The organism is Curtobacterium sp. 1310 (genome assembly GCF_017834105.1).
Classification (GTDB): domain Bacteria; phylum Actinomycetota; class Actinomycetes; order Actinomycetales; family Microbacteriaceae; genus Curtobacterium.
Genome location: NZ_JAFICY010000005.1, coordinates 77421 through 99095, shown reverse-complemented (window position 1 = coordinate 99095; position 21675 = coordinate 77421). Strand labels below are relative to the sequence as shown.

The 21675-nt window shown below is 72.8% G+C and carries 25 protein-coding genes and 1 riboswitch; of the genes, 12 read left to right on the top strand and 13 right to left on the bottom strand.

Annotated features, from left to right (window positions below):
- Window positions 1–146: 146 nt before the first annotated feature.
- From JOD95_RS13155 to glyA, 3 genes are all read right to left on the bottom strand, one after another.
- Window positions 147–596 carry a hypothetical protein gene (locus tag JOD95_RS13155; RefSeq protein WP_066656753.1) on the bottom strand — a complete coding sequence of 150 codons (450 nt, stop codon included), beginning with the start codon at window positions 594–596 and terminating at the stop codon, window positions 147–149.
- A 153-nt stretch (window positions 597–749) separates the two neighbouring features.
- Window positions 750–1673, bottom strand: coding sequence for a tetrahydrofolate dehydrogenase/cyclohydrolase catalytic domain-containing protein (locus JOD95_RS13150; RefSeq protein ID WP_066656755.1), 924 nt, complete (start codon window positions 1671–1673; stop codon window positions 750–752).
- Window positions 1670–2959 carry a serine hydroxymethyltransferase gene (gene glyA, locus JOD95_RS13145; RefSeq protein ID WP_374109584.1) on the bottom strand — a complete coding sequence of 430 codons (1290 nt, stop codon included), beginning with the start codon at window positions 2957–2959 and terminating at the stop codon, window positions 1670–1672. Before glyA ends, JOD95_RS13150 begins: the two co-directional genes overlap by 4 nt.
- A gap of 51 nt (window positions 2960–3010) precedes the next feature.
- Window positions 3011–3096, bottom strand: a riboswitch (ZMP/ZTP riboswitch).
- Window positions 3097–3160: 64 nt separating this feature from the next.
- Between glyA and clpS the strand changes: the two genes are divergently transcribed.
- The 4 genes from clpS to JOD95_RS13125 all read left to right on the top strand — a co-directional run bounded on the left by clpS (window position 3161) and on the right by JOD95_RS13125 (window position 5988).
- Entirely contained in the window at window positions 3161–3460 is a 300-nt protein-coding gene (gene clpS, locus JOD95_RS13140) for an ATP-dependent Clp protease adapter ClpS (RefSeq protein ID WP_209685381.1), read from the top strand.
- A complete protein-coding gene (locus tag JOD95_RS13135; RefSeq protein WP_066656760.1) occupies window positions 3457–3930 on the top strand; it encodes a DUF2017 family protein in 474 nt (157 codons plus the stop codon). The genes clpS and JOD95_RS13135 overlap by 4 nt, the downstream gene beginning before the upstream one ends.
- 202 nt (window positions 3931–4132) lie before the next feature.
- Window positions 4133–4552 carry a MarR family winged helix-turn-helix transcriptional regulator gene (locus JOD95_RS13130; RefSeq protein WP_209685378.1) on the top strand — a complete coding sequence of 140 codons (420 nt, stop codon included), beginning with the start codon at window positions 4133–4135 and terminating at the stop codon, window positions 4550–4552.
- Entirely contained in the window at window positions 4441–5988 is a 1548-nt protein-coding gene (locus JOD95_RS13125; protein WP_280915866.1) for an MFS transporter, read from the top strand. The genes JOD95_RS13130 and JOD95_RS13125 overlap by 112 nt, the downstream gene beginning before the upstream one ends.
- A gap of 9 nt (window positions 5989–5997) precedes the next feature.
- Here the strand turns inward: JOD95_RS13125 and JOD95_RS13120 are convergent, their stop codons facing one another.
- Both JOD95_RS13120 and JOD95_RS13115 read right to left on the bottom strand, forming a co-directional pair.
- Window positions 5998–6630 carry a nucleotidyl transferase AbiEii/AbiGii toxin family protein gene (locus JOD95_RS13120; RefSeq protein ID WP_307810449.1) on the bottom strand — a complete coding sequence of 211 codons (633 nt, stop codon included), beginning with the start codon at window positions 6628–6630 and terminating at the stop codon, window positions 5998–6000.
- A gap of 26 nt (window positions 6631–6656) precedes the next feature.
- Entirely contained in the window at window positions 6657–6980 is a 324-nt protein-coding gene (locus JOD95_RS13115; protein WP_066656763.1) for a hypothetical protein, read from the bottom strand.
- Between the two features lie 176 nt (window positions 6981–7156).
- Here JOD95_RS13115 and purU point away from each other — a divergent pair, with 176 nt between their 5' ends.
- Genes purU through JOD95_RS13095 form a run of 4 tightly spaced genes read left to right on the top strand, consistent with a single transcriptional unit; the run spans window position 7157 to window position 9917 of the window.
- Entirely contained in the window at window positions 7157–8017 is an 861-nt protein-coding gene (gene purU / locus JOD95_RS13110; RefSeq protein WP_066656765.1) for a formyltetrahydrofolate deformylase, read from the top strand.
- Window positions 8018–8024: 7 nt separating this feature from the next.
- Window positions 8025–8432 carry a YrdB family protein gene (locus tag JOD95_RS13105; RefSeq protein ID WP_209685373.1) on the top strand — a complete coding sequence of 136 codons (408 nt, stop codon included), beginning with the start codon at window positions 8025–8027 and terminating at the stop codon, window positions 8430–8432.
- Window positions 8433–8482: 50 nt separating this feature from the next.
- Window positions 8483–9643, top strand: a complete 1161-nt coding sequence (gene nagA, locus JOD95_RS13100) for an N-acetylglucosamine-6-phosphate deacetylase (RefSeq protein ID WP_209685511.1) — start codon at window positions 8483–8485, stop codon at window positions 9641–9643.
- A gap of 31 nt (window positions 9644–9674) precedes the next feature.
- The gene (locus JOD95_RS13095; protein WP_209685371.1) at window positions 9675–9917 is read left to right on the top strand and encodes a VOC family protein; all 243 of its coding nucleotides are present in this window, start codon (window positions 9675–9677) and stop codon (window positions 9915–9917) included.
- Window positions 9918–9944: 27 nt separating this feature from the next.
- Here the strand turns inward: JOD95_RS13095 and JOD95_RS13090 are convergent, their stop codons facing one another.
- The 3 genes from JOD95_RS13090 to JOD95_RS13080 all read right to left on the bottom strand — a co-directional run bounded on the left by JOD95_RS13090 (window position 9945) and on the right by JOD95_RS13080 (window position 12955).
- Window positions 9945–11489, bottom strand: coding sequence for an alpha-L-fucosidase (locus JOD95_RS13090; protein ID WP_209685370.1), 1545 nt, complete (start codon window positions 11487–11489; stop codon window positions 9945–9947).
- 83 nt (window positions 11490–11572) lie between these two features.
- A complete protein-coding gene (locus tag JOD95_RS13085) occupies window positions 11573–12073 on the bottom strand; it encodes a hypothetical protein (protein ID WP_209685368.1) in 501 nt (166 codons plus the stop codon).
- A gap of 54 nt (window positions 12074–12127) precedes the next feature.
- Entirely contained in the window at window positions 12128–12955 is an 828-nt protein-coding gene (locus JOD95_RS13080) for a helix-turn-helix transcriptional regulator (protein ID WP_209685366.1), read from the bottom strand.
- Window positions 12956–13077: 122 nt separating this feature from the next.
- On the opposite strand from JOD95_RS13080, the gene JOD95_RS13075 reads away from it, so the two are divergent.
- Window positions 13078–14016, top strand: coding sequence for an SDR family oxidoreductase (locus tag JOD95_RS13075; RefSeq protein ID WP_209685364.1), 939 nt, complete (start codon window positions 13078–13080; stop codon window positions 14014–14016).
- 31 nt (window positions 14017–14047) lie between these two features.
- Window positions 14048–15217, top strand: coding sequence for a MalY/PatB family protein (locus JOD95_RS13070; RefSeq protein WP_209685362.1), 1170 nt, complete (start codon window positions 14048–14050; stop codon window positions 15215–15217).
- A gap of 16 nt (window positions 15218–15233) precedes the next feature.
- Here the strand turns inward: JOD95_RS13070 and nagB are convergent, their stop codons facing one another.
- Window positions 15234–16019 (bottom strand): glucosamine-6-phosphate deaminase, encoded by a 786-nt coding sequence (gene nagB / locus JOD95_RS13065; protein ID WP_209685360.1) that lies wholly within the window; start codon window positions 16017–16019, stop codon window positions 15234–15236.
- A gap of 58 nt (window positions 16020–16077) precedes the next feature.
- Here nagB and JOD95_RS13060 point away from each other — a divergent pair, with 58 nt between their 5' ends.
- Window positions 16078–16557, top strand: a complete 480-nt coding sequence (locus tag JOD95_RS13060) for an NUDIX domain-containing protein (RefSeq protein WP_209685358.1) — start codon at window positions 16078–16080, stop codon at window positions 16555–16557.
- 169 nt (window positions 16558–16726) lie between these two features.
- Here the strand turns inward: JOD95_RS13060 and JOD95_RS13055 are convergent, their stop codons facing one another.
- Genes JOD95_RS13055 through JOD95_RS13040 form a run of 4 tightly spaced genes read right to left on the bottom strand, consistent with a single transcriptional unit; the run spans window position 16727 to window position 20896 of the window.
- Window positions 16727–17797 (bottom strand): ABC transporter ATP-binding protein, encoded by a 1071-nt coding sequence (locus JOD95_RS13055; RefSeq protein ID WP_209685356.1) that lies wholly within the window; start codon window positions 17795–17797, stop codon window positions 16727–16729.
- Window positions 17794–18642, bottom strand: a complete 849-nt coding sequence (locus JOD95_RS13050; protein ID WP_307810447.1) for an ABC transporter permease subunit — start codon at window positions 18640–18642, stop codon at window positions 17794–17796. The genes JOD95_RS13055 and JOD95_RS13050 overlap by 4 nt, the downstream gene beginning before the upstream one ends.
- Before the next feature lie 23 nt (window positions 18643–18665).
- Window positions 18666–19751, bottom strand: a complete 1086-nt coding sequence (locus JOD95_RS13045) for an ABC transporter permease subunit (RefSeq protein WP_307810446.1) — start codon at window positions 19749–19751, stop codon at window positions 18666–18668.
- A 5-nt stretch (window positions 19752–19756) separates the two neighbouring features.
- Window positions 19757–20896: an ABC transporter substrate-binding protein gene (locus JOD95_RS13040; protein WP_066656808.1), complete on the bottom strand. Its 1140-nt coding sequence runs from the start codon at window positions 20894–20896 to the stop codon at window positions 19757–19759.
- A gap of 295 nt (window positions 20897–21191) precedes the next feature.
- On the opposite strand from JOD95_RS13040, the gene JOD95_RS16480 reads away from it, so the two are divergent.
- Window positions 21192–21629 carry a YdeI/OmpD-associated family protein gene (locus JOD95_RS16480; RefSeq protein ID WP_271826393.1) on the top strand — a complete coding sequence of 146 codons (438 nt, stop codon included), beginning with the start codon at window positions 21192–21194 and terminating at the stop codon, window positions 21627–21629.
- Window positions 21630–21675: the final 46 nt, after the last annotated feature.

Sequence of the window (21675 nt, the reverse complement as noted above, 5' to 3'; positions counted from 1 at the left end):
GTCCCGTGGCGCGAGCCGCTTCTCGTTGTGCGGGGCCAGGACGGTCTGCAGCGAGCGCTGCACGCTGCACGGCCACGAGCGGCCGACCGGCCCGCCGGCCCGCCGGCCCGCCGGCCCGCCGGCCCGCCGGCCCGCCGGCCCGCCGGTCAGCCTCCGTAGTCGGCGTACCGCGTCGTCTCGACGACGTTCCCGAGCACGAACGGGTGCGTCCGACCGTGCTCGACGGCCCACTGCACCCACGCCGTCTGCACGGGCATGAGCAGCCACACCGCCACGGTGACGCCGAGCACGCCGGCGAGGGTGAGTCCCATCACGGTGTGCTCGTCGAACCGGCTCGCGCCTCGGCGGGCGACCGCGACGGCGAACCCGACGAGGGCGATGCCGACGGTCAGGAGCGTCGTCCCGAGGGCCGGCGACGACCGGAAGTCGAACTCCTGCCCGGCGTGGACGAAGGTCGTGCTCCAGCTCGAGCCGGGCTGCTGGAACAGGATGCAGAGCACCACGATGAGGACCAGCCAGCGGGCGTCCTTCGTGAGCTGCGACGGCTCGGGCCGCGGGCGCAGCACCGGTTCGGTCAGCTGTCGTTCGTCCCCCATGGCGTGACCGTAGCACCGCGGGAGGCGCGTGGCGGGGGTGATCCGCGCCTCCCGTCCGAAGCCGCACACCGAGACTCGGCCGAGCGGACAGTTTCGTCCTGCACAGGGGACGGAAGTGTCCGCCTGGCCGAGTCTCGGTCGACCGGGGTCGCGCTACCGCAGGTGGCGCTCGGCGGCCTCGACGACGTTCTTCATGAGCATCGCGCGGGTCATCGGCCCGACCCCGCCCGGCGTGGGCGACAGGAACCCGGCGACGGACGCCACGGCGGGGTCGACGTCGCCGCGCAGCTTTGCCTTGCCCGTCTCCGGGGAGACGACGCGGCTGATGCCCACGTCGATGACCGCAGCACCCGGCTTGACCCAGTCCGGCTGCACGAGCCCGGCGACCCCGGCCGCGGCGACGATGATGTCGGCGCGACGGCACTCGGCGGCGACGTCCTCGGTCAGCGAGTGCGTGAGGGTGGCGGTCGCCTCGAGCCGGGTGAGCAGCAGGCCGAGCGGACGACCGACCGTCAGGCCCTGCCCGATGATCGTCACGTGCTGCCCGCGGATCGGGACGTCGTAGGCCTCGAGCATCGCGACGATGCCCCGCGGGGTGCACGGCAGCGGGGCGTCGATCGTGCCGGCCCCACCGGGCACGGCGAGCACGAGCTCACCGAGGTTCGTCGGGTGCAGGCCGTCGGCGTCCTTCGCCGGGTTCATCAGCTCGAGCATCGGGATCGGGTCGATGCCCTGCGGCAGCGGGAGCTGCACGATGAACGCGGTGACCCGGGGGTCGTCGTTCATCTGCAGGATCGCGGCGCGGATGTCGGCGGCCGAAGCGGTCTCCGGGAGGTCGATGCGGACCGAGTCGAGCCCGATCTGTGCCGAGTCCTTGTGCTTGCCGGCGACGTACGACACCGACCCCGGGTTCGCGCCGACCATGATCGTGCCGAGCCCGGGCCGGAACCCGTGGTCGTGCAGGCGGTCGATGCGGACCTTCAGGTCGTCGAGCGTGCGCGCGGCGAGGGCGGTGCCGTCGATGCGGACGGCACTGCCCTCCCCCGCCCAGCGCTCACGTGGGAGCGCGGCGCTCACGCGTACAGGGGGAACGCGTCGGTCAGGGCCTTCACCCGTGCCGAGAGCGCTGCGATGTCCGGGTTCGGCATGAGCGTCAGCGCGATGATGTCGGCCACCTCGGTGAACTCGGCGTCGCCGAAGCCGCGGGTCGCCAGCGCCGGGGTGCCGATGCGGACACCGGAGGTGACCATCGGCGGGCGCGGGTCGAAGGGGACGGAGTTGCGGTTCACGGTGATGCCGACCTCGTGCAGCAGGTCCTCGGCCTGCTTGCCGTCGACCTCGGACGCACGGAGGTCGACGAGCACCAGGTGCACGTCGGTGCCACCGGTGAGGACGTCGATGCCGGCGGCCTTCGCGTCGGGCTGCGTGAGCCGGTCCGCCAGCAGGCGGGCACCGCGCAGCGTGCGCTCCTGGCGGTCCTTGAACTCCGGCTGGCCGGCGAGCAGGAACGCGGTGGCCTTCGCCGCGATCACGTGCATGAGCGGACCGCCCTGCTGGCCCGGGAACACCGCGGAGTTCAGCTTCTTGAAGAGCGACTCCTCGTTGGACAGGATGATGCCCGAGCGGGGACCGGCGAGCGTCTTGTGCACCGTCGACGACACGACGTGGGCGTGCGGCAGGGGCGACGGGTGCAGGCCCGCGGCGACGAGCCCGGCGAAGTGCGCCATGTCCACCCAGAGCGTCGCGCCGACCTCGTCCGCGATCTCGCGGAACTTCGCGAAGTCGAGCTGGCGGGGGTACGCCGACCAGCCGGCGATGAGGACCTTCGGCTGGTGCTCGATGGCCTTCGCACGGATGTCGTCGTAGTCGACCTCGAACGTCTCCGGGTCGACGCCGTAGGACACCGCGTTGTAGATGCGGCCGGAGAAGTTGAGCTTCATGCCGTGCGTCAGGTGACCGCCGTGGGCGAGCTCGAGGCCGAGGATCGTGTCCCCGGCGGAGGCGATGGCGTGCAGCACCGCGGCGTTCGCGCTCGCGCCGGAGTGCGGCTGCACGTTCGCGTAGGCGGCACCGAACAGGGCCTTCGCCCGGTCGATGGCGAGCTGCTCGGCGACGTCGACGAACTCGCAGCCGCCGTAGTAGCGCTTGCCCGGGTAGCCCTCGGCGTACTTGTTCGTCAGGACGGAGCCCTGTGACTCGAGGACGGCGCGCGGGACGAAGTTCTCGGACGCGATCATCTCGAGGGTGTCGCGCTGGCGGCCGAGCTCGTTCTGCAGCACGGCGGCGATCTCGGGGTCGACCTCGGCGAGCGGGGCGTTGAACGTGGACTGCGCGGTGGCAGGCGTCAGATCGGTGATGGACACGGGACTCCTCGTTGTCTGAGTCGCCGCGCGGACGCGACGAGGTGGACGGGTGGGCGCGGCCCAGGCGTACGGCCGCGCTCCGTGTCAGGTGTCGCTCCCCGATGGTGACCCATCCAACGCCAGTCGCGACCCGTCGATCGTACCGAGCGCGCACGTTCGTGTCACCCTTGGGGACATGCACCCGAGCATCCCCGTCGACGCATGACGCTGATCAGCCCCGACGTCGAGGAGCGCACCGACCTCGCCGCGCGCCTCGACGTGCCGTGGGTCACCGTGGTCTGGGACGACCCGGTGAACCTGATGTCCTACGTCACCTACGTCTTCCAGAGCTACTTCGGCTTCACGCACGCCCGCGCCGAGCGACTCATGCGCCAGGTGCACGACGACGGTCGGGCGATCGTCGCGACCGGCGCCCGCGAGGCCATGGAGCGCCACGTCGAGGCCATGCACGGCTACGGCCTGCAGGCCACCGTCGACCGCGCGGCGGGACCGGACGCGTGATCCCCTTCAGCCGGCGCCAGGACGGTGTACACCTCGCGATGTCCGAGGGCGAGCGCGCCGTCCTCACGTCGCTCACCGAACAGCTGCAGCAGGTGCTCGGCGGCGACCTCGCGTCCGACCCCGTCGCCGCGCGGATGTTCCCGGACGCCTACCCGTCGGACACCGAGGCGAGCGACGAGTTCCGCCGTTGGACGCAGGCGGACCTGCTCACCCAGAAGACCGCGAACGCCGACGTCGTGCACGACTGGCTGACCGGTGCGCGGGACGGCGCGATGACCCCGCCGGACGAGCAGGCCTGGCTCCGGTGCCTCACCGACCTGCGGCTGACGATCGCGGAGCGGCTCGGCATCACCGACGCCGCGTCGGAGGAGGCCTCGTCCTCCGGGGACGCCGGCCTCGGTCTGCGCGACGTCTACGACTGGATCGGGTACGTGCAGGAACACCTCGTCACGACCCTCACCACCCGCTGACGGGACGGCCGGGAGGCGCGGCGCACGTCCCGCCTCGTCAGTACCGGCCCGTCAGCTGGTCGCGGTGGTCACGGTGGTCGCGGTGGTCGCGATGGTCGCGGTGGCCGCGGTGGCCGCGCATCTGGGCGAGCAATGAGGGGTCGGCACCATCTGATCAGAAGGCAACCTTGCAAGGTGCCCTGTTCAGTCGTACTGTTCCACCGTGGAACCGATCGACACGCTCGCAGACGACCTGCTGACCCTGCACGGTCGCATCCGCCGCACGCTGCTCGCCGGGAAGGCCGACGAGGTCACCGCGTCCCAGACCGCCGCGCTCGGTCGGCTCCTGCGCCACGGCGAGAGCACCGTCGCCGACCTCGCGCGCGCCGAGGGGGTCCGCCCGCAGTCGATGGGCGCGACCGTGCAGGCCCTCGTCGACCTCGGGCTCGCCGAGCGTCGCCCCGACCCGACGGACGGCCGCCGCACGCTCGTCCGGGCCACGGAGACGGGCTCCCGAGCCCGCGCCGACGCATGGACCACCCGGACCCGGGTGCTCGCGGACCGTCTCGCCGCGCTGCCCGACGAGGACCGGGTGACGGTCGCCCGCGCCCTCGCGATCCTCACGCCGCTCACCGACGACTGACCCCAGGAAGAAGCCCCCTCACGTCCACGTCGACCTCCCCCGTCCCGACCGTCCCCGACGCCGGCACCACCGGCGGCAGCGGCTTCGGCCCGAAGCTGCTCGTCCCCGTCCTGGTCGGTCCGCTGCTCAACCCGATCAACACGACGATGGTGTCCGTCGCCCTCGCGCCGATCTCCCGCGACCTCGGCATCGGTGCCTCGCAGGCGATCTGGTTGGTCGCCGCGCTCTACCTGGCGAGCGCGGTCGCGCAGCCGACGATGGGCAAGCTCGCCGACCGGTTCGGCCCGAAGAAGGTCTTCCTCACCGGACTCGTGATCGTCGGCGTCGCCGGCGTCGTGCCCGAGGTGCTGACCGGGTTCGGCGGGGCGGTCGCCGCACGGGTGCTGATCGGGATCGGGACGTCGTCGGCGTACCCGGCCGCCCTCACCACCCTGCGGCAGCACTCCGCCAGGATCGGGAAGCCGACACCGCCACTCGTGCTCGGGGCGCTCTCGATCACCTCGCTGGTCTCCGCTGCGGCCGGACCGCCCCTCGGCGGCGCACTGATCGCGGCGTTCGGCTGGCACGCGATCTTCCTGGTGAACGTCCCGCTCGCCGTGTTCGGCCTCGTCGTCGCCGCGATGTGGCTGCCGTCCGACCGGCTCCGACCCCGTGACGCCGAGCAGCTGCCGGTCCGGACCGCGCTCGACCCGCTCGGCATGGTGCTCATGACCGGCACGGTGTCGGCGCTCCTGGTGTTCCTGCTCGACCTCGGCGCCGGACTCTGGTGGCTGCTCGCGGTCGCCGTCGTGCTGCTCGTGGCGCTCGTGCTCTGGGAGCTGCGCGCGACGAAGCCCTTCGTCGACGTCCGCCTGCTCGTCCGGAACGGCGCGCTGTCCCGCACCTACGCGCGGCTGTTCCTGACCTACCTGCTCGCCTACACGATGACGTACGGGTTCTCGCAGTGGGTGCAGGACGTCGCGGGCTACCCGAGCGACGTCGCCGGGTACCTGCAGCTCCCGGCAGCCGTCGTCGCCGGGGTGGTGTCGTTCATGGTCGCCCGCCGCACCGCCGTCCGCCGGCCGCTCGTCGTCGCGGCGCTCGTCCCCCTGGTCGGCGCCGGGCTCCTGCTCCTGCTGCACGCCGGGTCGCCGCTCGTGCTGCTGCTCGTCGTACCGGCGCTGTTCGGGGTGCCCCAGGCGCTGGCGTCGGTGTCGAACCAGGCGGCGCTGTACACGGTGGTGCCCTCGGAGTACATCGGTACCGCCGCCGGACTGTCGCGCACGAGCATCTACATCGGCGCGATCGCGGCGTCCTCGCTGATCGGCGGGGTGTTCGGCCAGGCCCCGACCACGCCGGACCTGCACGTGCTCGCGTGGGTGATGCTCGGCGTCGGCGTGCTGCTCAGCGTGCTGACGCTCGCGGACCGGGCGCTGGCGCGGGCGGACCGGCGCTGACGTGGCGCGTCAGCGCTCGGCGCCGATCGCCGCTTCGATCTGGTCGGCCCAGTCGGTCAGCCTCCGCTCGACACCCGCCAACTCGGCGGGGGTCACGCCGTACTCACGCACACGCCGCGAACCGATCCTCCGCACCTGTCGGAGCGCCTCGGCGAAGAGCTGTCGATCGAAGCCGTCGTCGTGTTCGGCTGCGCCGTCGAGGAGCTCGGCGTCCGAGAACCTCCCGCTCCGGCGGATCGCGTCGACGTCGAGGTAGTCTCGCGCTTCCGCACGCGAGAACAAGGCTGCAACCTTGTTCGACACCGCGTCGTACTCGTCGAGCACCGGGCCGAGGGCGAGCACGACGGGTTGCCGAGCGCGCCGGTCGGCTCCCAGGTCGACCTCGACCACCTCACCATCGAGCGTGACCCGCAGCCTGGCGAAGAGCTCGAAGCGTCTGGCGACGGTGACGACGAAGCCCTCGGAGGCGAGCTGCGCGATGACATCGCCGAGAGCGCGCTCGAACCCACCTGCGTCCCGTCGGTCGGTGAAGAGGTCCACATCAGCAGTGGGGCGAGCCGTGAACCCGTGCTCACGGATGGCACCCGACCCTGCCAGTGCGAACCCGGAGTCGTCGGTCGCGGCGAGGGCGATCGACGCCACGCGTCGCTGCATCGCCTCGCTCGCGATCACGAGACGAGTTCGGGGAACCGGCTCTCCCACGCACGTCGGATCCGGACGGGCAGGAAGAGCCGCGACCACCATCGCCGGAGGACCGCCGGACTGACCAGGGCCTGGACGTCAGCAAGCGTGCCCTCACGCAGGGTTGCTTCGTACGCCTTCGCGACATCGTCCCAGTGGGCCAGGTCGACGACCGGGTCGGGCCCCCAGTACACCGTGTCGGGGAGCCGGAGCGAGCCCTCGGCCGGGCCCGTGAGATCGTCCAAGCTGGCGGGCACGGCGAAGCCGCGCGTGGCCTGGGTGCGGACCCGCACCGCTGAGTCGATCGTCATCGCACCCTCCCCTCTCCAGGGTACCGATGCCCCCACGACAGGACCAGCCCCTGTGGACGCGGCGCCCGGGGGGGGTCAGCCCCGGCCTGTCGGCGACGTGGACCGCCTGTCGGACGCGCCACGGGCCTCCCGGCCGAACCGCCGGAACGCCGGAGCGCCCCGGTACCCTGATCTCCGTGACCGCCCCGAACCCCACGCACTGGACCCTCACGCTCGTCTGCGACGACCAGCCCGGGATCGTGCACGCCGTCTCCGGAGCCGTGGTCGCGGCCAACGGCAACATCACCGAGTCGCAGCAGTTCTCGAGCGCCGACACGAACTCGTTCTTCATGCGCCTGCAGGTCATGGCGCCGGTCGACCGCGAGACGTTCGAGCAGGCCCTCGCACCCGTCGTCGAACGCTACGGCATGCGGGTCCAGCTCGACGTGGTCGGGCGTCCGATGCGCACCCTGGTGCTCGTGTCGAAGGCCGGGCACTGCCTGAACGACCTGCTCTACCGGCAGCGCGGCGGCCAGCTGCCGATCGAGGTCCCCCTCGTGCTGTCGAACCACGCCGACCTGTCCGGGCTGGCGGCGTTCTACTCCGTGCCGTTCGAGCACCGACCGGTCACCGACGCGGACGCGAAGCGGGCGATGGAGCAGCGGATCCTCGAGGCCGTCGAGGAGCACGACATCGAACTCGTCGTCCTCGCCCGCTACATGCAGATCCTGTCGCCGGAGCTCTGCGCCGCGCTCGAGGGCCGCGCCGTCAACATCCACCACTCGTTCCTGCCCGGCTTCAAGGGCGCCAACCCGTACCGGCAGGCGCACGCGCGCGGCGTCAAGCTCATCGGTGCGACGGCGCACTTCGTGACGAGCGACCTCGACGAGGGCCCGATCATCGAGCAGAACGTCGTCCGGGTCGACCACACGAAGGAGCCCGCCGAGCTGGTCTCGATCGGCCAGGACGAGGAGTCCCGGACGCTGACGCAGGCGGTGCGCTGGATCGCGGAGGACCGCGTCCTCCTCGACGGCGCCCGCACGATCATCTTCAGGTAGGCACCGCATGACGAACGCACCGCAGAGCCCCGTCGACTGGGGCGACGTCCCGCCGCCAACGGACCCGGCACCCGCACGCCGTCGCGTCTCCGGCTGGACGGTGCTGCGCGTGCTCGTGTGCGCGTTCGGACTGCTGTCACTGGCGTACTGGGGCTACCTCGCGTGGCCGTTCCCGTTCCCGGGGGTGCTGTTCATGGTCGGGGCACCGCTGTTCGCCGCGGTCGTCTGGTTCCTCTTCCGTTCGCCGCGCTCGCCGATCGACACCGACGTGGTGGGCAAGGTGGTCGTCGAGACCGCGCTGGTCATCGCGGCCGGCGGCGCCTGGGTGTCGCTCGGGCACCCGGTGGTCGGGTTGGTCTTCGTGCTGGTCGCGGCGCTCTCCGGCGTGGTCGCGTTCCGGCGGGAGACGGCGTGAGCTCCGGGTCTGCGTCGGTGTCCAGCCTCGGCTCCGGGTCCGGGTCCGGTCTGGAGGCGCGGCGCACGCTGGTCCGCGCCGCCCGTGTCGTCGACGCGGCCGGCGTGGTCGACGACGGCTGGGTCCTGCTCGCCGGTGCGGTGATCGAGGCGGTCGGCTCCGGCGCCGACCTGCCGACCGCCGCCTCGTCCCCGGACGTGGTCGACCTCGGCGACGCCGTCCTGACGCCCGGGTTCATCGACCTGCACGGGCACGGTGGTGGCGGCGCGGCCTACGAGGACGACACCTTCGACGCGGCGCTCGCCGTGCACCGGACGCACGGGACGACCCGTTCGGTCCTGTCCCTCGTCGCGAACCCCTCGGCAGCGCTCGCGACGTCGCTCGAGCGCATCCGCACCGTCGCCGCGACGGACCCGCTCGTGCTCGGCGCGCACCTGGAGGGGCCGTTCCTCTCCCCCGACAACAGGGGCGCCCACAACGCCGCCCACCTGGTCGATCCGTCGCCGGCGGCCGTGGACGCCCTGCTCGACGCGGGTGCCGGGGTCCTGCGGCAGGTCACGATCGCGCCCGAGCTGCCGGGAGCGCTGGACGCCGTCCGCCGCTTCGTCGACGCCGGGGTCACCGTCGCCGTCGGACACACCGTCTGCTCGTACGACCAGGCCCGAGCGGCCTTCGACGCCGGTGCCACCGTGCTCACCCACGCGTGCAACGCCATGCCGGGGTTGCACCACCGGGCGCCGGGTCCGATCGCCGCGGCGACCGAGGACGACCGCGTGACGCTCGAGCTCATCCTCGACGGTGTGCACGTGCACCCCGCCGTCGCCCGCGTGCTGCTCCGTGCGGCGCCGGGGCGCGTCGCACTGATCACCGACGCGATGGCCGCGGCCGGGTCGCCCGACGGCTCCTACGCGCTCGGGTCGCTGACGGTGGACGTGGTGGACGGCGTCGCGCGCGTCGCCGGGACGGACACGATCGCGGGTTCGACGCTGACGCAGGACGCGGCGCTGCGGCTCGCCGTGTCGGCCGCCGGAGCGTCGCTGCCCGAGGCGGTCGCGGCGCTGACGAGCGTGCCGGCAGCGGCGCTCGGGCTCGGGGACCGGCTGGGCCGGGTCGCGCCCGGGTACGCCGCGGACCTCGTGGCGCTCTCCCCCGCGCTCGAGGTGCAGCGGGTGTGGGGCGCCGGTCGGGAGCTGGTGCCCGCCAGGTCTTGACCCGGGCGGCGCGCGGCGGGACCATCTCCGCATGGCGCTCTACGTCTCCTGCCCGGTCGAGAGCGTCGAGCGCGCCACCCCGTCGAAGGTCACGCTCTCGTTCGACCTCGACAGCCGACAGGCCGTCGACGAGCTGGTCGAGCGGGCCCGCGCTGCCGGCGGGCGGATCGGGGACACCGACGAGTACCCGTTCATGTACCAGCGGCAGTTCGACGACCCGGACGGGTACCACTGGTCGCCGTTCTGGATGCACCCCGACACCGCCAGCGCGTGACCTCGTCCGCGCGCTCCCGCCGGACGGTCACTGGTGCAGGAAGTCCTGACGGGGCTGCTCCTGCTCCGGCGCGAAGCGGATCCGCAGCACGGGTCCGCTGTCCTCGGTCGTGGAGCCGCTGACCTCCACCTCGAGGGCGTCCGGGGTCCGGTCCCACCGCGTGACGGTCCCGGCGCCGAGCACCGCGACATCGCTGATCGTGCGGGTGAGGAGCGCCGACGCCGACCCGAGCGACCGCAGTCGTACGACGCCGTCGTCGGGCCGGGCGAGCAGGACCGCGTAGAGGGAGTCGCCCGTGACGTCGTGCCGCACGGTGTACCGGACGTCCTCCGCCGTGTACGCCGGAGCGGCAGCGTCGACGAACGACCCGGCGGTCACCGCGGTCGGTCCCTCGGACGGTACGGTCCAGGGCCGGGTGCCGTAGATCGCCTCGCCGTGCAGGCCGAGCCAGTGCCCGATGCCCTCGAGCAGGCGCTGCTCCTCGACCGGGATCGTGCCGTCCGGCTTCGGGCCGACGTTGAGCAGCAGGACCCCGCGCTTCGCGACGACGTCGACGAGCTCGGCGACGAGTTCGCGCACGCTCTTGTACTCGTGCCCCTCGACCCAGCACCAGGAGGTCCGTGACACCGACGTGTCGTTCTGCCACACGGTCGGCTCGGTGCCCGCCACGGCTCCGCGCTCGATGTCGTAGACCGCGGTGCCGGGCGCGAAGGCTCCCCACTTGTAGTTGATGACGACCTCGCGTCCCCACTCGGCCGCCCGGTTGTAGTAGTACGCGGCGAGGGTCTGCAGCACCGGGGCGAACGCCGGTTGCTCGATCCACCAGTCGAACCAGAGCACCTGCGGCCGGTACTTCTCGATGACCTCGACGGTGCGCAGGAGCCAGTCCTCGAGGAACCGCTCGTTCGGAGCCGTCTCCTCACGCTGCGCGGGACCGTAGAAGTCCGACCACCGCGGGTCGAGCACGTCGGAGTCGAACCGGGCACCGCCGTTCATGAAGAACCAGTGCTCGGCACGGTGCGACGAGGCACCGCGGACCATCCAGGCCTCGTCGACCGCTCGGGAGAGGTCGCCGAAGACGTCGCGCCGTGGCCCCATCCGTGCGGCACTCCAGCGGGACCGGTCCGTGTCGTACATCGCGAACCCGTCGTGGTGCTCGGCGACGGGCACGACGAACTGCGCACCCGCACGACGGAACAGCGCTGCCCACGCGGCCGGGTCGAAGTGCTCCATCGTGAACGACGGGATGAAGTCCTTGTACCCGAAGTCGCGGTGCTCGCCGTGCGTCGCGAGGTGGTGCTCGTACGCGTCGGTACCCTGCCGGTACATCTCGCGGGAGTACCACTCGTTGCCGAAGGCCGGGACGGAGTACACGCCCCAGTGCAGGAAGACCCCGAACTTGGCGTCCTCGTACCAGCGTGGAGGCTCGTAGGCGGCCAGGGACGCCCACGTCGCGTCGAAGGGTCCGGCGGCGACGACCTCGTGCACGGCACGCATCGCCTCGGTGTTGTCGCTGACGTCGACCGGCTCCGGGAGCGACTCCGGGTCGAGCGGTCCGTGGCGGTCCGGCATGGGGCACTCCTCCGTGCGTCGGATGCGGTCCCCCACTTCTACCGGTCGAGTTCGGGAGTCGGGTGGGTCACGGATGCCGGCGGTCAGGGCAGCCGGACGACGACCTCGGCGGTCGAGGGCCCACCGCACTGCTCGGACCCGCCGTGCCGCACCCACGTGAAGTGGACGCCGCGCTCGACGAGCACCCGGCCGTCCGCGCCGAGGACCGCCACGTGCCCGCGCCCCGCGGTGTCCGGCGAGGTCGGCACGGACCACACGTCCCCGTCGCGTTCGACCATGGGGAGCACTGCCGTCGGCGCCGTGCCGTCCGGCAGTGTCCCGACCGCTGGCGCGCCCGGTGTGGCTTCCCCAGGGGCGGTCGGCACGGCTGGTTCGGGCGGCACCCCGGGCGTGCAGTCCGGGCCCTGGCAGACGACGATGCCCGCGACGCCGGACGCCGGGTCCGCGGAACCCGGGACCTCGACGGCGACGGTGTCGGTCCAACCGATCGCCGTGCACGCCGTCGGCCCGATGCCGGCGCAGCCGGTCGTCACGAGCACCAGCACGGCCGATGCCGTGGCGAGTCCCCTCGTCCCCCGACGCATGCGTCCATCGTCACCGATCGATCGCGGACGGGTGGTCACGATCCGGCGACGGTGTCAGGCCGCGACGACGGACAGCAGCCGGAGTCGGTCGTGGCTCTCGGTCCCGGGGACGGCGGTGTAGACGAGCAGCACGTGCGCCTGCTCCGGGTCGAGGAGCACCTGGCAGTGCAGCTCGAGTCGGCCGACCTCCGGGTGGTCGTAGCGCTTGACGGTCCCCGGGACGAGGCCGACCTCCTGCCGGTCCCACAGCGTCCGGAACTCGTCGGAGCGTTGCAGGAGCTCGTCCGCGAGCCGCGCTGCCCGGGACCCGGGACCGCGCCGGGTCGCGACCTCACGCAGTGACGACACGTACAGCCGCGCGGTGGTGTCGCGGTCCTCCGGCGGGAAGAGGTCCCGCGCACCCGGTTCGGTGAACCAGCGCCAGCCGATCGAGCGCGACGGCCCCTGCCGCTGGCTCGCGTCCCCGAACAGTGCGGCGGCGAGCGGCGTCTGCAGGAGCGTCTCGCCGAGTTCCGTGACGACCTCGGCCGGCGTGTCCACCAGGCGGTCGAAGATGCGCATCATGCCCGGGCCCACGTGGTCCGAGCCCGCGCCGGACTCCGGCGGTCGGTGCCCGGCGAGGCGGAAGACGTGGTCGCGTTCCGCCCGGCTCAGGTGGAGCCCCTGCGCGATCGCGGCGACCATCTGCTCGGAGGGCTGCGGACCGGTGCCCCGTTCGAGCCGGGCGTAGTAGTCCGGGGACATGTGGCAGACCGCCGCGACCTCCTCGCGGCGCAGCCCGGAGGTCCGGCGCCGCTGTCCCGGCGGGAGGCCGACGTCGGACGGTTGCAGGGCCTCCCGGCGTCCGCGGAGGAAGGCGCCGAGCGCCGGTCGATCGATCACGGGCCCATCCTCGCCGGTCCGCGTCCTCCGCAGCCACGGTCCGTCAGGTCCTGGTTGCGGTCCGGCCGCCGACGCAGGCTGGCACCAGCCCGACGACGGGCGACGATCCCGAGGAGACCACCGTGCCGACACGACCCATCGACATCACCCTGCCGCGACTGGACGGCACCCGCGCCGTCGTCACCGGTGCGAGCGACGGCATCGGCCTGGGCATCGCGACGGCACTCGCGGGCGCCGGCGCCACGGTCGTGCTCCCCGTGCGCAACCCGAGCAAGGGCGAGGCCGCACGCATCCGGGTGCTCCGCGAACACCCGGACGCCGACGTGCAGCTCGGCGCGATGGACCTGTCGTCCCTCGCCTCGGTGGACGCGTTCGCGGAGTCGATGCGGTCGGCCGGTCAGCTGGTCGGCCTGCTCGTGGGCAACGCCGGGGTCATGACCCCACCCGAGCGGCAGACCACGGCCGACGGCTTCGAGCTGCAGCTCGGCACGAACCACCTCGGACACGTCGCACTCGTCCGCGGACTCCTGCCGCTGCTCCGTGCGGCGCGCGGCCACGTCACGTCGCAGATCAGCATCGTCGCGCGCAGCGGCGCCGTGCACTGGGAGGACCCGAACTGGGAGCGGAGCTACGACGGGATGCGCGCGTACCGGCAGTCGAAGATCGCGTTCGGCCTGTTCGGGCTCGAGCTCGCCCGACGGAGCGCCGACCGCGGATGGGGCATCACGAGCAACCTCGCGCACCCGGGCGTCGCGCCGACGAGCCTGCTCGCCGCGCGCCCGGAGCTCGGCCGGAGCGGGGACACCCCGCAGGTCCGAGTGATCCGCTGGTTGTCCGCTCGGGGCCTGCTCGTCGGGACCCCGAGGACCGCCGGGTTACCGGCGCTCGTCGCAGCCACCGACCCGGCCGTGCGGGACGGCGGGTTCGTGGGTCCGACGGGTGCCGGCGGTGTCGGCGGAGCGCCCGGACGGACTCCGCTGTGGAAGCCGCTCCGCAGTGCCGAGGACGCCCGACGCGTGTGGGAGCTGTCCGAGGAGCTGCTCGGCACGTCGGTCGCGTGACGTCCGAGACCGGCGCTGTCAGGATGGCCGCATGAGCGTCATGATCTCGGTGTTCGATGCGCAGCGCACCCGCACGAGCGAGAAGTACACCGCGTACCCGCCCGAGGTCCTGCCGATGTTCGTCGCCGAGATGGACTCGGTCCCCGCCGAGCCGGTGCGCGAGGCACTCGAGCGCGCCGTCCGCAACGGGGACACCGGGTACGTCGGGCACACCCGGGTGCTGCCCGAGGTCTTCGCCGACTTCGCCGACCGCCGGTGGGGATGGGACGTCGACCCCGACCTCGTCCGGACCACCACCGACGTGTCGGTGGCGGCGGTCGAGGTGCTCCGACGGGTCGTCGACCCCGGCGACCAGGTCGTCGTCATGCCGCCCGTCTACCCGCCGTTCTGGGAGTACGTCCGCGAGGCCGGCGGCACCGTGACCGAGGTGCCGCTGCTCGCCCCGGACGGCGAACCCGACCCGTTCGACACCACGGCCGGATGGCGGATGGACCTCGCCGGGGTCGAGCGCGCCTTCGCCGGCGGCGCCCGGACGGTCCTGCTCTGCAACCCGCACAACCCCCTCGGGCTCGTGCACGCCCGCGACGACCTGGTGGCACTCGCCCGGCTCGCCGCGGAGTGGGACGCCGTCGTCGTCTCCGACGAGATCCACGCCCCGCTCGTGCACGCGGACGCGGTGTTCACCCCGTTCCTCACCTGCGGACCCGAGGCGATCGAGCACGGCGTCGCCCTGACGAGCGCGAGCAAGGCGTGGAACCTGGCCGGGACGAAGTGTGCGCTCATGGTCGGGGCGTCTCAGCGGGCGCGCGGCTGGTTCGACGGGCTGCCCGTCGAGGTCGTCGAGCGCACCGGGATCCTCGGGTACACCGCGAGCGTCGCCGCCTTCCGTGACGGGGAGCCGTGGCTCGCGTCGCTGCTCGCCGAGCTGGCCGGCAACCGCCGTGTGCTCGCCGAGGAGCTCGGCTCGGCCCTGCCCGGTGCTGGGTACCGGCAGCCGCAGGCGTCCTACCTGGCCTGGCTCGACCTGCGGGCCCTGCCGTGGGGCGACGACCCCGCCCTGCAGCTGGTCGACCGGGCGAAGGTCGCGCTGACGAACGGTCGCGACTTCGGGCAGCCGGGCATCGGCCACGCCCGGCTCAACTTCGGCTGCTCCGAGGAGACCCTGCGCGAGGGGATGACGCGCCTGGCGTCCGCCCGCTGATCCCGCTCGGCAGGCGTCACTCGAAGCGCTGCCACTCCGGCTTGTTGGCGTACGTGTACCGGTAGTAGTCCGCCAGACGGAGCCCGGCTGCGGCCTCCTCGTCCACCACGACGGTCGCGTGCTCGTGCAGCTGCAACGCCGACCCGGGCACGAACGACGACAGCGGCCCCTCGACCGCGGCGGCCACGGCGTCGGCCTTCGCCGAGCCCTGCGCGACGAGGACGAGCTCACGCGCCTCGAGGATCGTGCCGAGCCCCTGCGTCATGCAGTGCGTCGGCACCTGATCGAGCGAGTCGAAGAAGCGGGCATTGGCCTCACGCGTGGACGGTGCGAGGGTCTTGATGCGGGTGCGGGACGCGAACGACGACGTCGGCTCGTTGAACCCGATGTGCCCGTTCGCCCCGATCCCGAGGATCTGCACGTCGACCCCGCCGGCGGCCCGGATCGCAGCGTCGTACTCCTTCGCCGCGAACGCCAGGTCCGTCGCGCGGCCGTCCGGCACCCGCACCCGCGAGGGGTCGAACCCGAGCGGCTCCACGACGTCGCGCTGGATCACCGACGCGTACGACTCCGGGTGCTCGAGCGGGATCCCGACGTACTCGTCGAGGGCGAACCCGCGGGCCGCGGCGAAGGACACCTCGCCCGCCTCGACCCGACGACGCAGGTCGGCGTAGATGCCCTGCGGGCTCGACCCGGTGGCGAGACCCACGACGGCGGACGGCTTCTCGGCCACGACCGAGGCGATCTTGGCGGCAGCGACACGACCGACCTCGGCCGGCGTCGGCAGGATGATGATCTCCACGCCCTCACCCTACTGGTCATGACCAGTCGCCGACAGGGGTGGTCGGTAGCGTGGGGGCATGCCCACCCCTGACTTCGTCCTGTCCCTGCGCGAGAAGGTCGGCAACGACCCGCTCTGGATGACAGGCATCACCGCCGTCGTCACACGCGGCGAGGGCCCCGACCGCGAACTGCTCGTCGTCCGTCGTACGGACAACGGCGCGCTGACGCCGGTGACGGGGATCGTCGACCCGGGTGAGGAACCCGCGGTCGCCGCCGAGCGCGAGGTCCTCGAGGAGGCCGACGTCGTCGCGGTCGCCGAGCGCCTGACCTGGGTGCACGTCCTGCCCGAGATGACCTACCCGAACGGTGACCGGGCGCAGTACCTCGACCTGGTCTTCGCGTGCCGGTACGTGTCCGGCACGCCCGCCCCCGCGGACGGCGAGAACACCGAGGCGTTCTGGGCGCGGCTCGACGCCCTGCCGGAGATGTCCGCGGACATGCTGGAGCGGGTCCGGGCGGGCCTGTCCGACGAGCCGGCCGCGCGCTTCGAGCGCTGACCCGCCGCCGGTCTGGAGGCACGGTGCGGGCCCGCCCCGCGCCTCCCGACCGGCACCTGGTCGCCCCGGCCGGGGCCGGGTCTCGCGTCCAGCGACGGATCTCGGGCGGCGCGGCCCGCGATCCGTCGCTCAGCCCGGGTCTCGGCGGGACGGCCCGAGCACGGGGTCGCTACGCGAGCGGGGCGACCGCGGCCGGGGCGCCGAGCAGCCGCAGGGCCACGGCGTCACCGGCCACGCGGCGGTCGCCGACCTCGTGCTGCACCGTCACGACCGTGTCGTCATCGAGCCGGACCGTCGTGCGCCGGATCGACCCGAGGAAGCTCGACGTGACGACGGTGCCGGTGACGCCCTCGGCGGCGAAGGCGACGTCCTCGGGGCGGACGTAGGCGAGCACCGGACCGTCCGCGGTGTCCGCTGCGAGCGCCGGGACGCGGAAGCCGTAGACGAACACGTCGCCGCTGCGCAGGTCGCCACGCAGGCGGTTCGACTGCCCGACGAAGTCCGCGGTGAACGCCGAGACGGGGTGTCGGTAGAGCTCCTCGGGCGTCCCGACCTGCTCGATGCCGCCGGCGTTCATCACCGCGATGCGGTCGGAGACGGCGAGTGCCTCCTCCTGGTCGTGGGTGACGAAGACGGTCGTGATGCCGAGGTCGCTCTGGATGCGGCGGATCTCGTCACGCAGGGACACCCGCACCTTCGCGTCGAGCGCGGACAGCGGCTCGTCGAGCAGGAGCACGCGCGGGCGGGTGACGAGGGCACGGGCGAGGGCGACCCGCTGCTGCTGCCCGCCGGAGAGCTGGTGCGGGAACCGGTCGGCGAGGCCGGCGAGGTGCACCATGTCGAGCGCCTCGATGACGCGCTCGCGGCGTGCTGGGGCGGCGACCTTCCGCATCTCGAGGCCGAACGACACGTTCTGCCGCACCGTCATGTGCGGGAAGAGCGAGTACTGCTGGAACACCATGCCGATGTCGCGTCGTTCGACCGGCACCGCGGCGACGTCCGCTCCGTCGATGCGGATCGCGCCGGCGTCGATCGCCTCGAGACCGGCGAGCGCACGCAGCGCGGTGGTCTTGCCGCAGCCGGACGGCCCGAGCAGCGAGACGAACTCGCCGGGCTCGATGCGGAGCGACAGGCCGGCGAGCGCACGGTGGGAGCCGTAGTGCTTCTCGACCGCCTCGAGCTCGACGGTCGCCCCCTCGGTGGACAGCGACGCCGGGGCGGCGGGAGCGGTGACGGTCATGTGGACTCCTTCGGGGTGCGCCGGCGGCCCGCGCCGACCCGGCCGATGACGACGAGCAGCACGAAACCGAACAGCAGTGCGGCGAGCGAGAAGATCGCGGCCACGTACGGGTCGGTCTGCTGCACGAGCACGAGCGCGGTCTGGAACGTGGTGCGGGACAGGAACGAGGCGAGGGTGTACTCGCCGAGGACGACCGTGACGGTCAGGAAGCACGCGGCGGTGATGCCGCGGCGGAGGTTCGGCAGCAGGATCCGCCACGTCACGGTCCACCACGAGGCACCGAGCGAGCGAGCGGCCTCGGACAGCACCGTGACGTCGACCGAGGTCAGCGCCGCGGCGATCGGGCGGAACGCGAACGGCAGCGACACGATGCCGATCGCGAAGGCCAGGGTCCACGCGCCGGAGCCGAACACCTGCGCGACGACCTGGTACACGGGGATGAAGCCGACGACGAGCACGACGACGGGCACCGTGATCGGCACCAGGCAGACGAACTCGAGCACGCGGCGCAGGCGGGGGTAGCGGAGCGCGGTGACGATCTGGGCGGGCAGGAGCACGAGCAGCACGATCGCGACGGTGATCACCGCGATGAGCAGGGACGACGCGAGGCCGTCGAACACCGGCTGGTAGGTGGACGCGTTCGCGGGGTCGACGATCGCGGCGTAGTGGTCGAGCGTGAGCGCCCCGTCGGTGCCCTGGCGGAACGTGAACTGTGCCAGGGCGACCAACGGCACGGCGACGACGAGTCCGACCAGGGCGAGCACGGCGACGGCGGTGCCCCGGGACGGAGCGACGCCGAAGCGGCCGATGCGGGTGGGGCCTCCAGGCCGGGATGCGGCGGCCACGGGGCGGACCGAGGGGACGGCGGTCACCGCTGCCACCGCGCAGCGCGACGCTGGAGCAGCGAGTAGGCGCCCATCACGACCGCCATGACCACGACCATGCCGAGGGCGAGCACACCTGCGACGTTCTGCAGACCGATGATCGTCTCGCTGGTGAGCTGCGCGCGGATCGTCAGCGGCACGATGCCGCCCTGCGAGATGAGTGCCGCCGCGGTGGCGAACGACGAGAACGCGTTCGCGAAGAGCAGGAGCAGCGACCCCCAGAACGCCGGCGCGAGCACGGGCAGGGCGATGCGCCGCCATGAGGTCGCGCGCGAGGCGCCGAGGGTGGCGGCGGCCTCGCCCCACTGGGGCTTGACGCCCTCGAGGGCGGGCATGAACGTGAGGACCATGAGCGGCACCTGGAAGTAGACGTACGGGATCACGAGACCGGGGACGGTGTACAGGAGGGTCCCGTTCGCGTTGAGGTCGAGACCGAAGGCCGACACCAGCCAGGTGGTGACCAGTCCCTGCGCGCCGATCGTGGCGATGAACGCGAACGCGAGCATCACGCCGCCGAACTGTGCGAGGACGCTGGCGGCGGAGTCGATCATCGAGCGGACGAGCCCGTCGGGCCGGAGCGCGGCGAGCGCCCAGCAGACCAGGGCACCGACGACGGCGCCGATCACGGCCGAGACCGCGGACAGGCCGAACGAGCCGGCGAATGCGCGGAGGACGGACGGGTCACGGAGCGCTGCGAGGTTCGCGAGCGTGAACCGCCCGTCGCCGGTGGAGAACCCGCTGCCGACCGCGATCACGGCGGGGACGGCCAGGAAGAGCAGGACGTACGCGGCGAACGGGGTGAGGCCGAGCCAGGCGAGGCCGGGGCGGCGGCGGGCCCGGGTCCCGGTGCGACGGGCGGCGGTGGCCGCATCCGCATCGGCGCCGGACGACGCGACGGGGGCCGCTGCCGCGCTGGTGGCGGCGGGGACCGGGACTGCCGTGCCCGCGCCCGTACCCGTGCCCGTGCTCGTGCCCGTGCCCGTGCCCGTGCCTGTGCCTGTGCCCTTGCTCGCGCCCTTGCTCGCACCCGGGATGAACGCGCTGCCGCCCGGCGCCGATGCGGTCGTCATGCTGCTCAGGACCCCATCGTGGCGGACCACTTCGCGGCGAGGACCTTCGCTGCATCCGTGACCTGCGCGTCGGTCAGCTCGACGTAGTCCTTCGGCATCCCGCCTGCGGCCCGCAGGGCGTCCTCGTCGACCTTGCCCGACTGCTCCATCGCCGCGAGGGTCGACGGGAAGGCGCCGGCCTGGAGGTACAGGTTCTGGGCGTCGGGGCTCGCGATGTACTCCTGCCACAGGCGTGCCGCCGCGGGGTGCGGCGCGTCCTTGTTGATGGCCTGCGAGTAGTACGAGCCGAGCGCCTGCCCCTCGGGGACGACCGTCTTCCAGTCCTGGTTGCCGCTCGACCCGGCCGCCGGGCCCCAGGCGAGGTTGTTGTACGACCACTGGATCACGACGGGCGTCTCCCCCGAGGCGACCGTCGCCTGCGTGGGCAGCACGTTCTGGAAGTTGCCGGCCTGCTGCAGCTTGCCGAAGTAGTCGACGCCCTTCGTGATGTCGTCCGCCGACCCGCCGTTCTCGAGCGCGGCGAGGTACACCGCGGACGCCGCCTGGTTCGCCTGCGTCGGGTCGCCCGCGATCGAGACCTTGCCCTTGTACTCGCTGCCGAGCAGGTCGTCCAGGTCCTTCGGGGCGTCCGTGATCTTCGACGAGTCGTACCCGATCGACATGAGGCCCGTGTAGTCGCGGGTCCACTTGCCGTCCGCGTCCTTGAGCGTGTCCGGGATGTCCGACCAGTTCGCCACCTTGTAGTCGGTGAGCAGGTCGAGGTTCTGCTGCATCACGGCGTTGCCGAGGTCGAGCACGTCGGGGGCCGTCGACTGGCCCTGCTGCGACTTGACGGCGGCGACCTCGTCGGCGCTGGAGCCGTTCGGGTTGGCCGAGTTGATCTTGATGTCGTACTTCTGCTCGAAGCCGTCGATGATCTTGCCGTAGTTCGCCCAGGTCGGCGGGAGGGCGATGACGTTGAGCTGCCCCTCGGCCTTCGCGGCCTTGATGAGGGCGTCCATTCCGCCGGCCGACTCGGCGCTCGTGGCGGTCTTCCAGTCGGTGTCGCTCGACGTCGACGCGCTGCTCGTCGCCGAGCAACCGGCCAGGGTGACGACTGCTGCTGCGGCCAGGGCGATGCCGGCCAGGGTGCGGGTGTGCTGCACGGGGTGTGCCTTCCGGGTGCTGTGGGGATTCGGGTGTCCGGGGGTCCGGCTTCGGCACGATCGTGGACGCGCCCGGTTTCGGGGTCGTGCTGCGGCGGTGAACGGTGGCGGAACAGCGGGTACGGCTGTACGGTTTCGCTGCCGGGGACGGTCCCCGGCGAGGGTCGATCGCGGCGGGCTCGACGTCCGGTCGCGCGTCCTGCGCTCGACCGGTACGACGCACGGTCGCGTCGGTCGCGTCGGCCGCGTCGGCCGCGCGGGTGCGGTCACGACCGCGGACAGCCGGGAGGCACGGGTGCAGTTCACGACGACGGTCCTGCAGGCGAGGAAGACGGCCACCGGCCTGCCCGTCCCCGAGGAGGTCATCGACGCCCTCGGCTCCGGGAAGCGCCCTGCCGTGGTGGTCACGATCGACGGCGGCTACACCTACCGGTCCACGGTCGGGGTGATGGGCGGGCAGTTCCTCGTGCCGCTGTCGGAGGCGCACCGCACCGCAGCGGGGATCGGCGCCGGGGACACCGTCGAGGTCACACTCGAGCTCGACACCCTGCCGCGCACCGTCGAGTTGCCCTCCGACCTGGCGGCGGCGTTCGACGCGGCCGGGGTCCGTGCGGCGTACGAGACCCTGTCGGCGTCACGGCAGCGGGCACTCGTGGACCCGGTGCTCGCGGCGAAGGCCCCGGAGACGCGGCAGCGCCGGATCGACAAGGCCGTGGAGGCGCTGCGCGGATAGCGGGGGGAGCGGTGGCGCTGGCGCTGGGCATGGCTTCGCCGGGCGC

What these genes read in the sequence shown, in the direction of transcription:
- JOD95_RS13125 (WP_280915866.1), top strand. Translation starts at nt 4,441, where the DNA reads ATGGACCACCCGGACCCGGGTGCTCGCGGACCGTCTCGCCGCGCTGCC.
- JOD95_RS13060 (WP_209685358.1), top strand. Translation starts at nt 16,078, where the DNA reads ATGCCCACCCCTGACTTCGTCCTGTCCCTGCGCGAGAAGGTCGGCAAC.
- JOD95_RS13105 (WP_209685373.1), top strand. Translation starts at nt 8,025, where the DNA reads ATGACGAACGCACCGCAGAGCCCCGTCGACTGGGGCGACGTCCCGCCG.
- JOD95_RS13090 (WP_209685370.1), bottom strand. Translation starts at nt 11,489, where the DNA reads ATGCCGGACCGCCACGGACCGCTCGACCCGGAGTCGCTCCCGGAGCCG.
- JOD95_RS13155 (WP_066656753.1), bottom strand. Translation starts at nt 596, where the DNA reads ATGGGGGACGAACGACAGCTGACCGAACCGGTGCTGCGCCCGCGGCCC.
- JOD95_RS13115 (WP_066656763.1), bottom strand. Translation starts at nt 6,980, where the DNA reads ATGACGATCGACTCAGCGGTGCGGGTCCGCACCCAGGCCACGCGCGGC.
- JOD95_RS13045 (WP_307810446.1), bottom strand. Translation starts at nt 19,751, where the DNA reads ATGACGACCGCATCGGCGCCGGGCGGCAGCGCGTTCATCCCGGGTGCG.
- JOD95_RS13055 (WP_209685356.1), bottom strand. Translation starts at nt 17,797, where the DNA reads ATGACCGTCACCGCTCCCGCCGCCCCGGCGTCGCTGTCCACCGAGGGG.
- JOD95_RS13095 (WP_209685371.1), top strand. Translation starts at nt 9,675, where the DNA reads ATGGCGCTCTACGTCTCCTGCCCGGTCGAGAGCGTCGAGCGCGCCACC.
- clpS (WP_209685381.1), top strand. Translation starts at nt 3,161, where the DNA reads ATGACGCTGATCAGCCCCGACGTCGAGGAGCGCACCGACCTCGCCGCG.
- JOD95_RS13085 (WP_209685368.1), bottom strand. Translation starts at nt 12,073, where the DNA reads ATGCGTCGGGGGACGAGGGGACTCGCCACGGCATCGGCCGTGCTGGTG.
- JOD95_RS13070 (WP_209685362.1), top strand. Translation starts at nt 14,048, where the DNA reads ATGAGCGTCATGATCTCGGTGTTCGATGCGCAGCGCACCCGCACGAGC.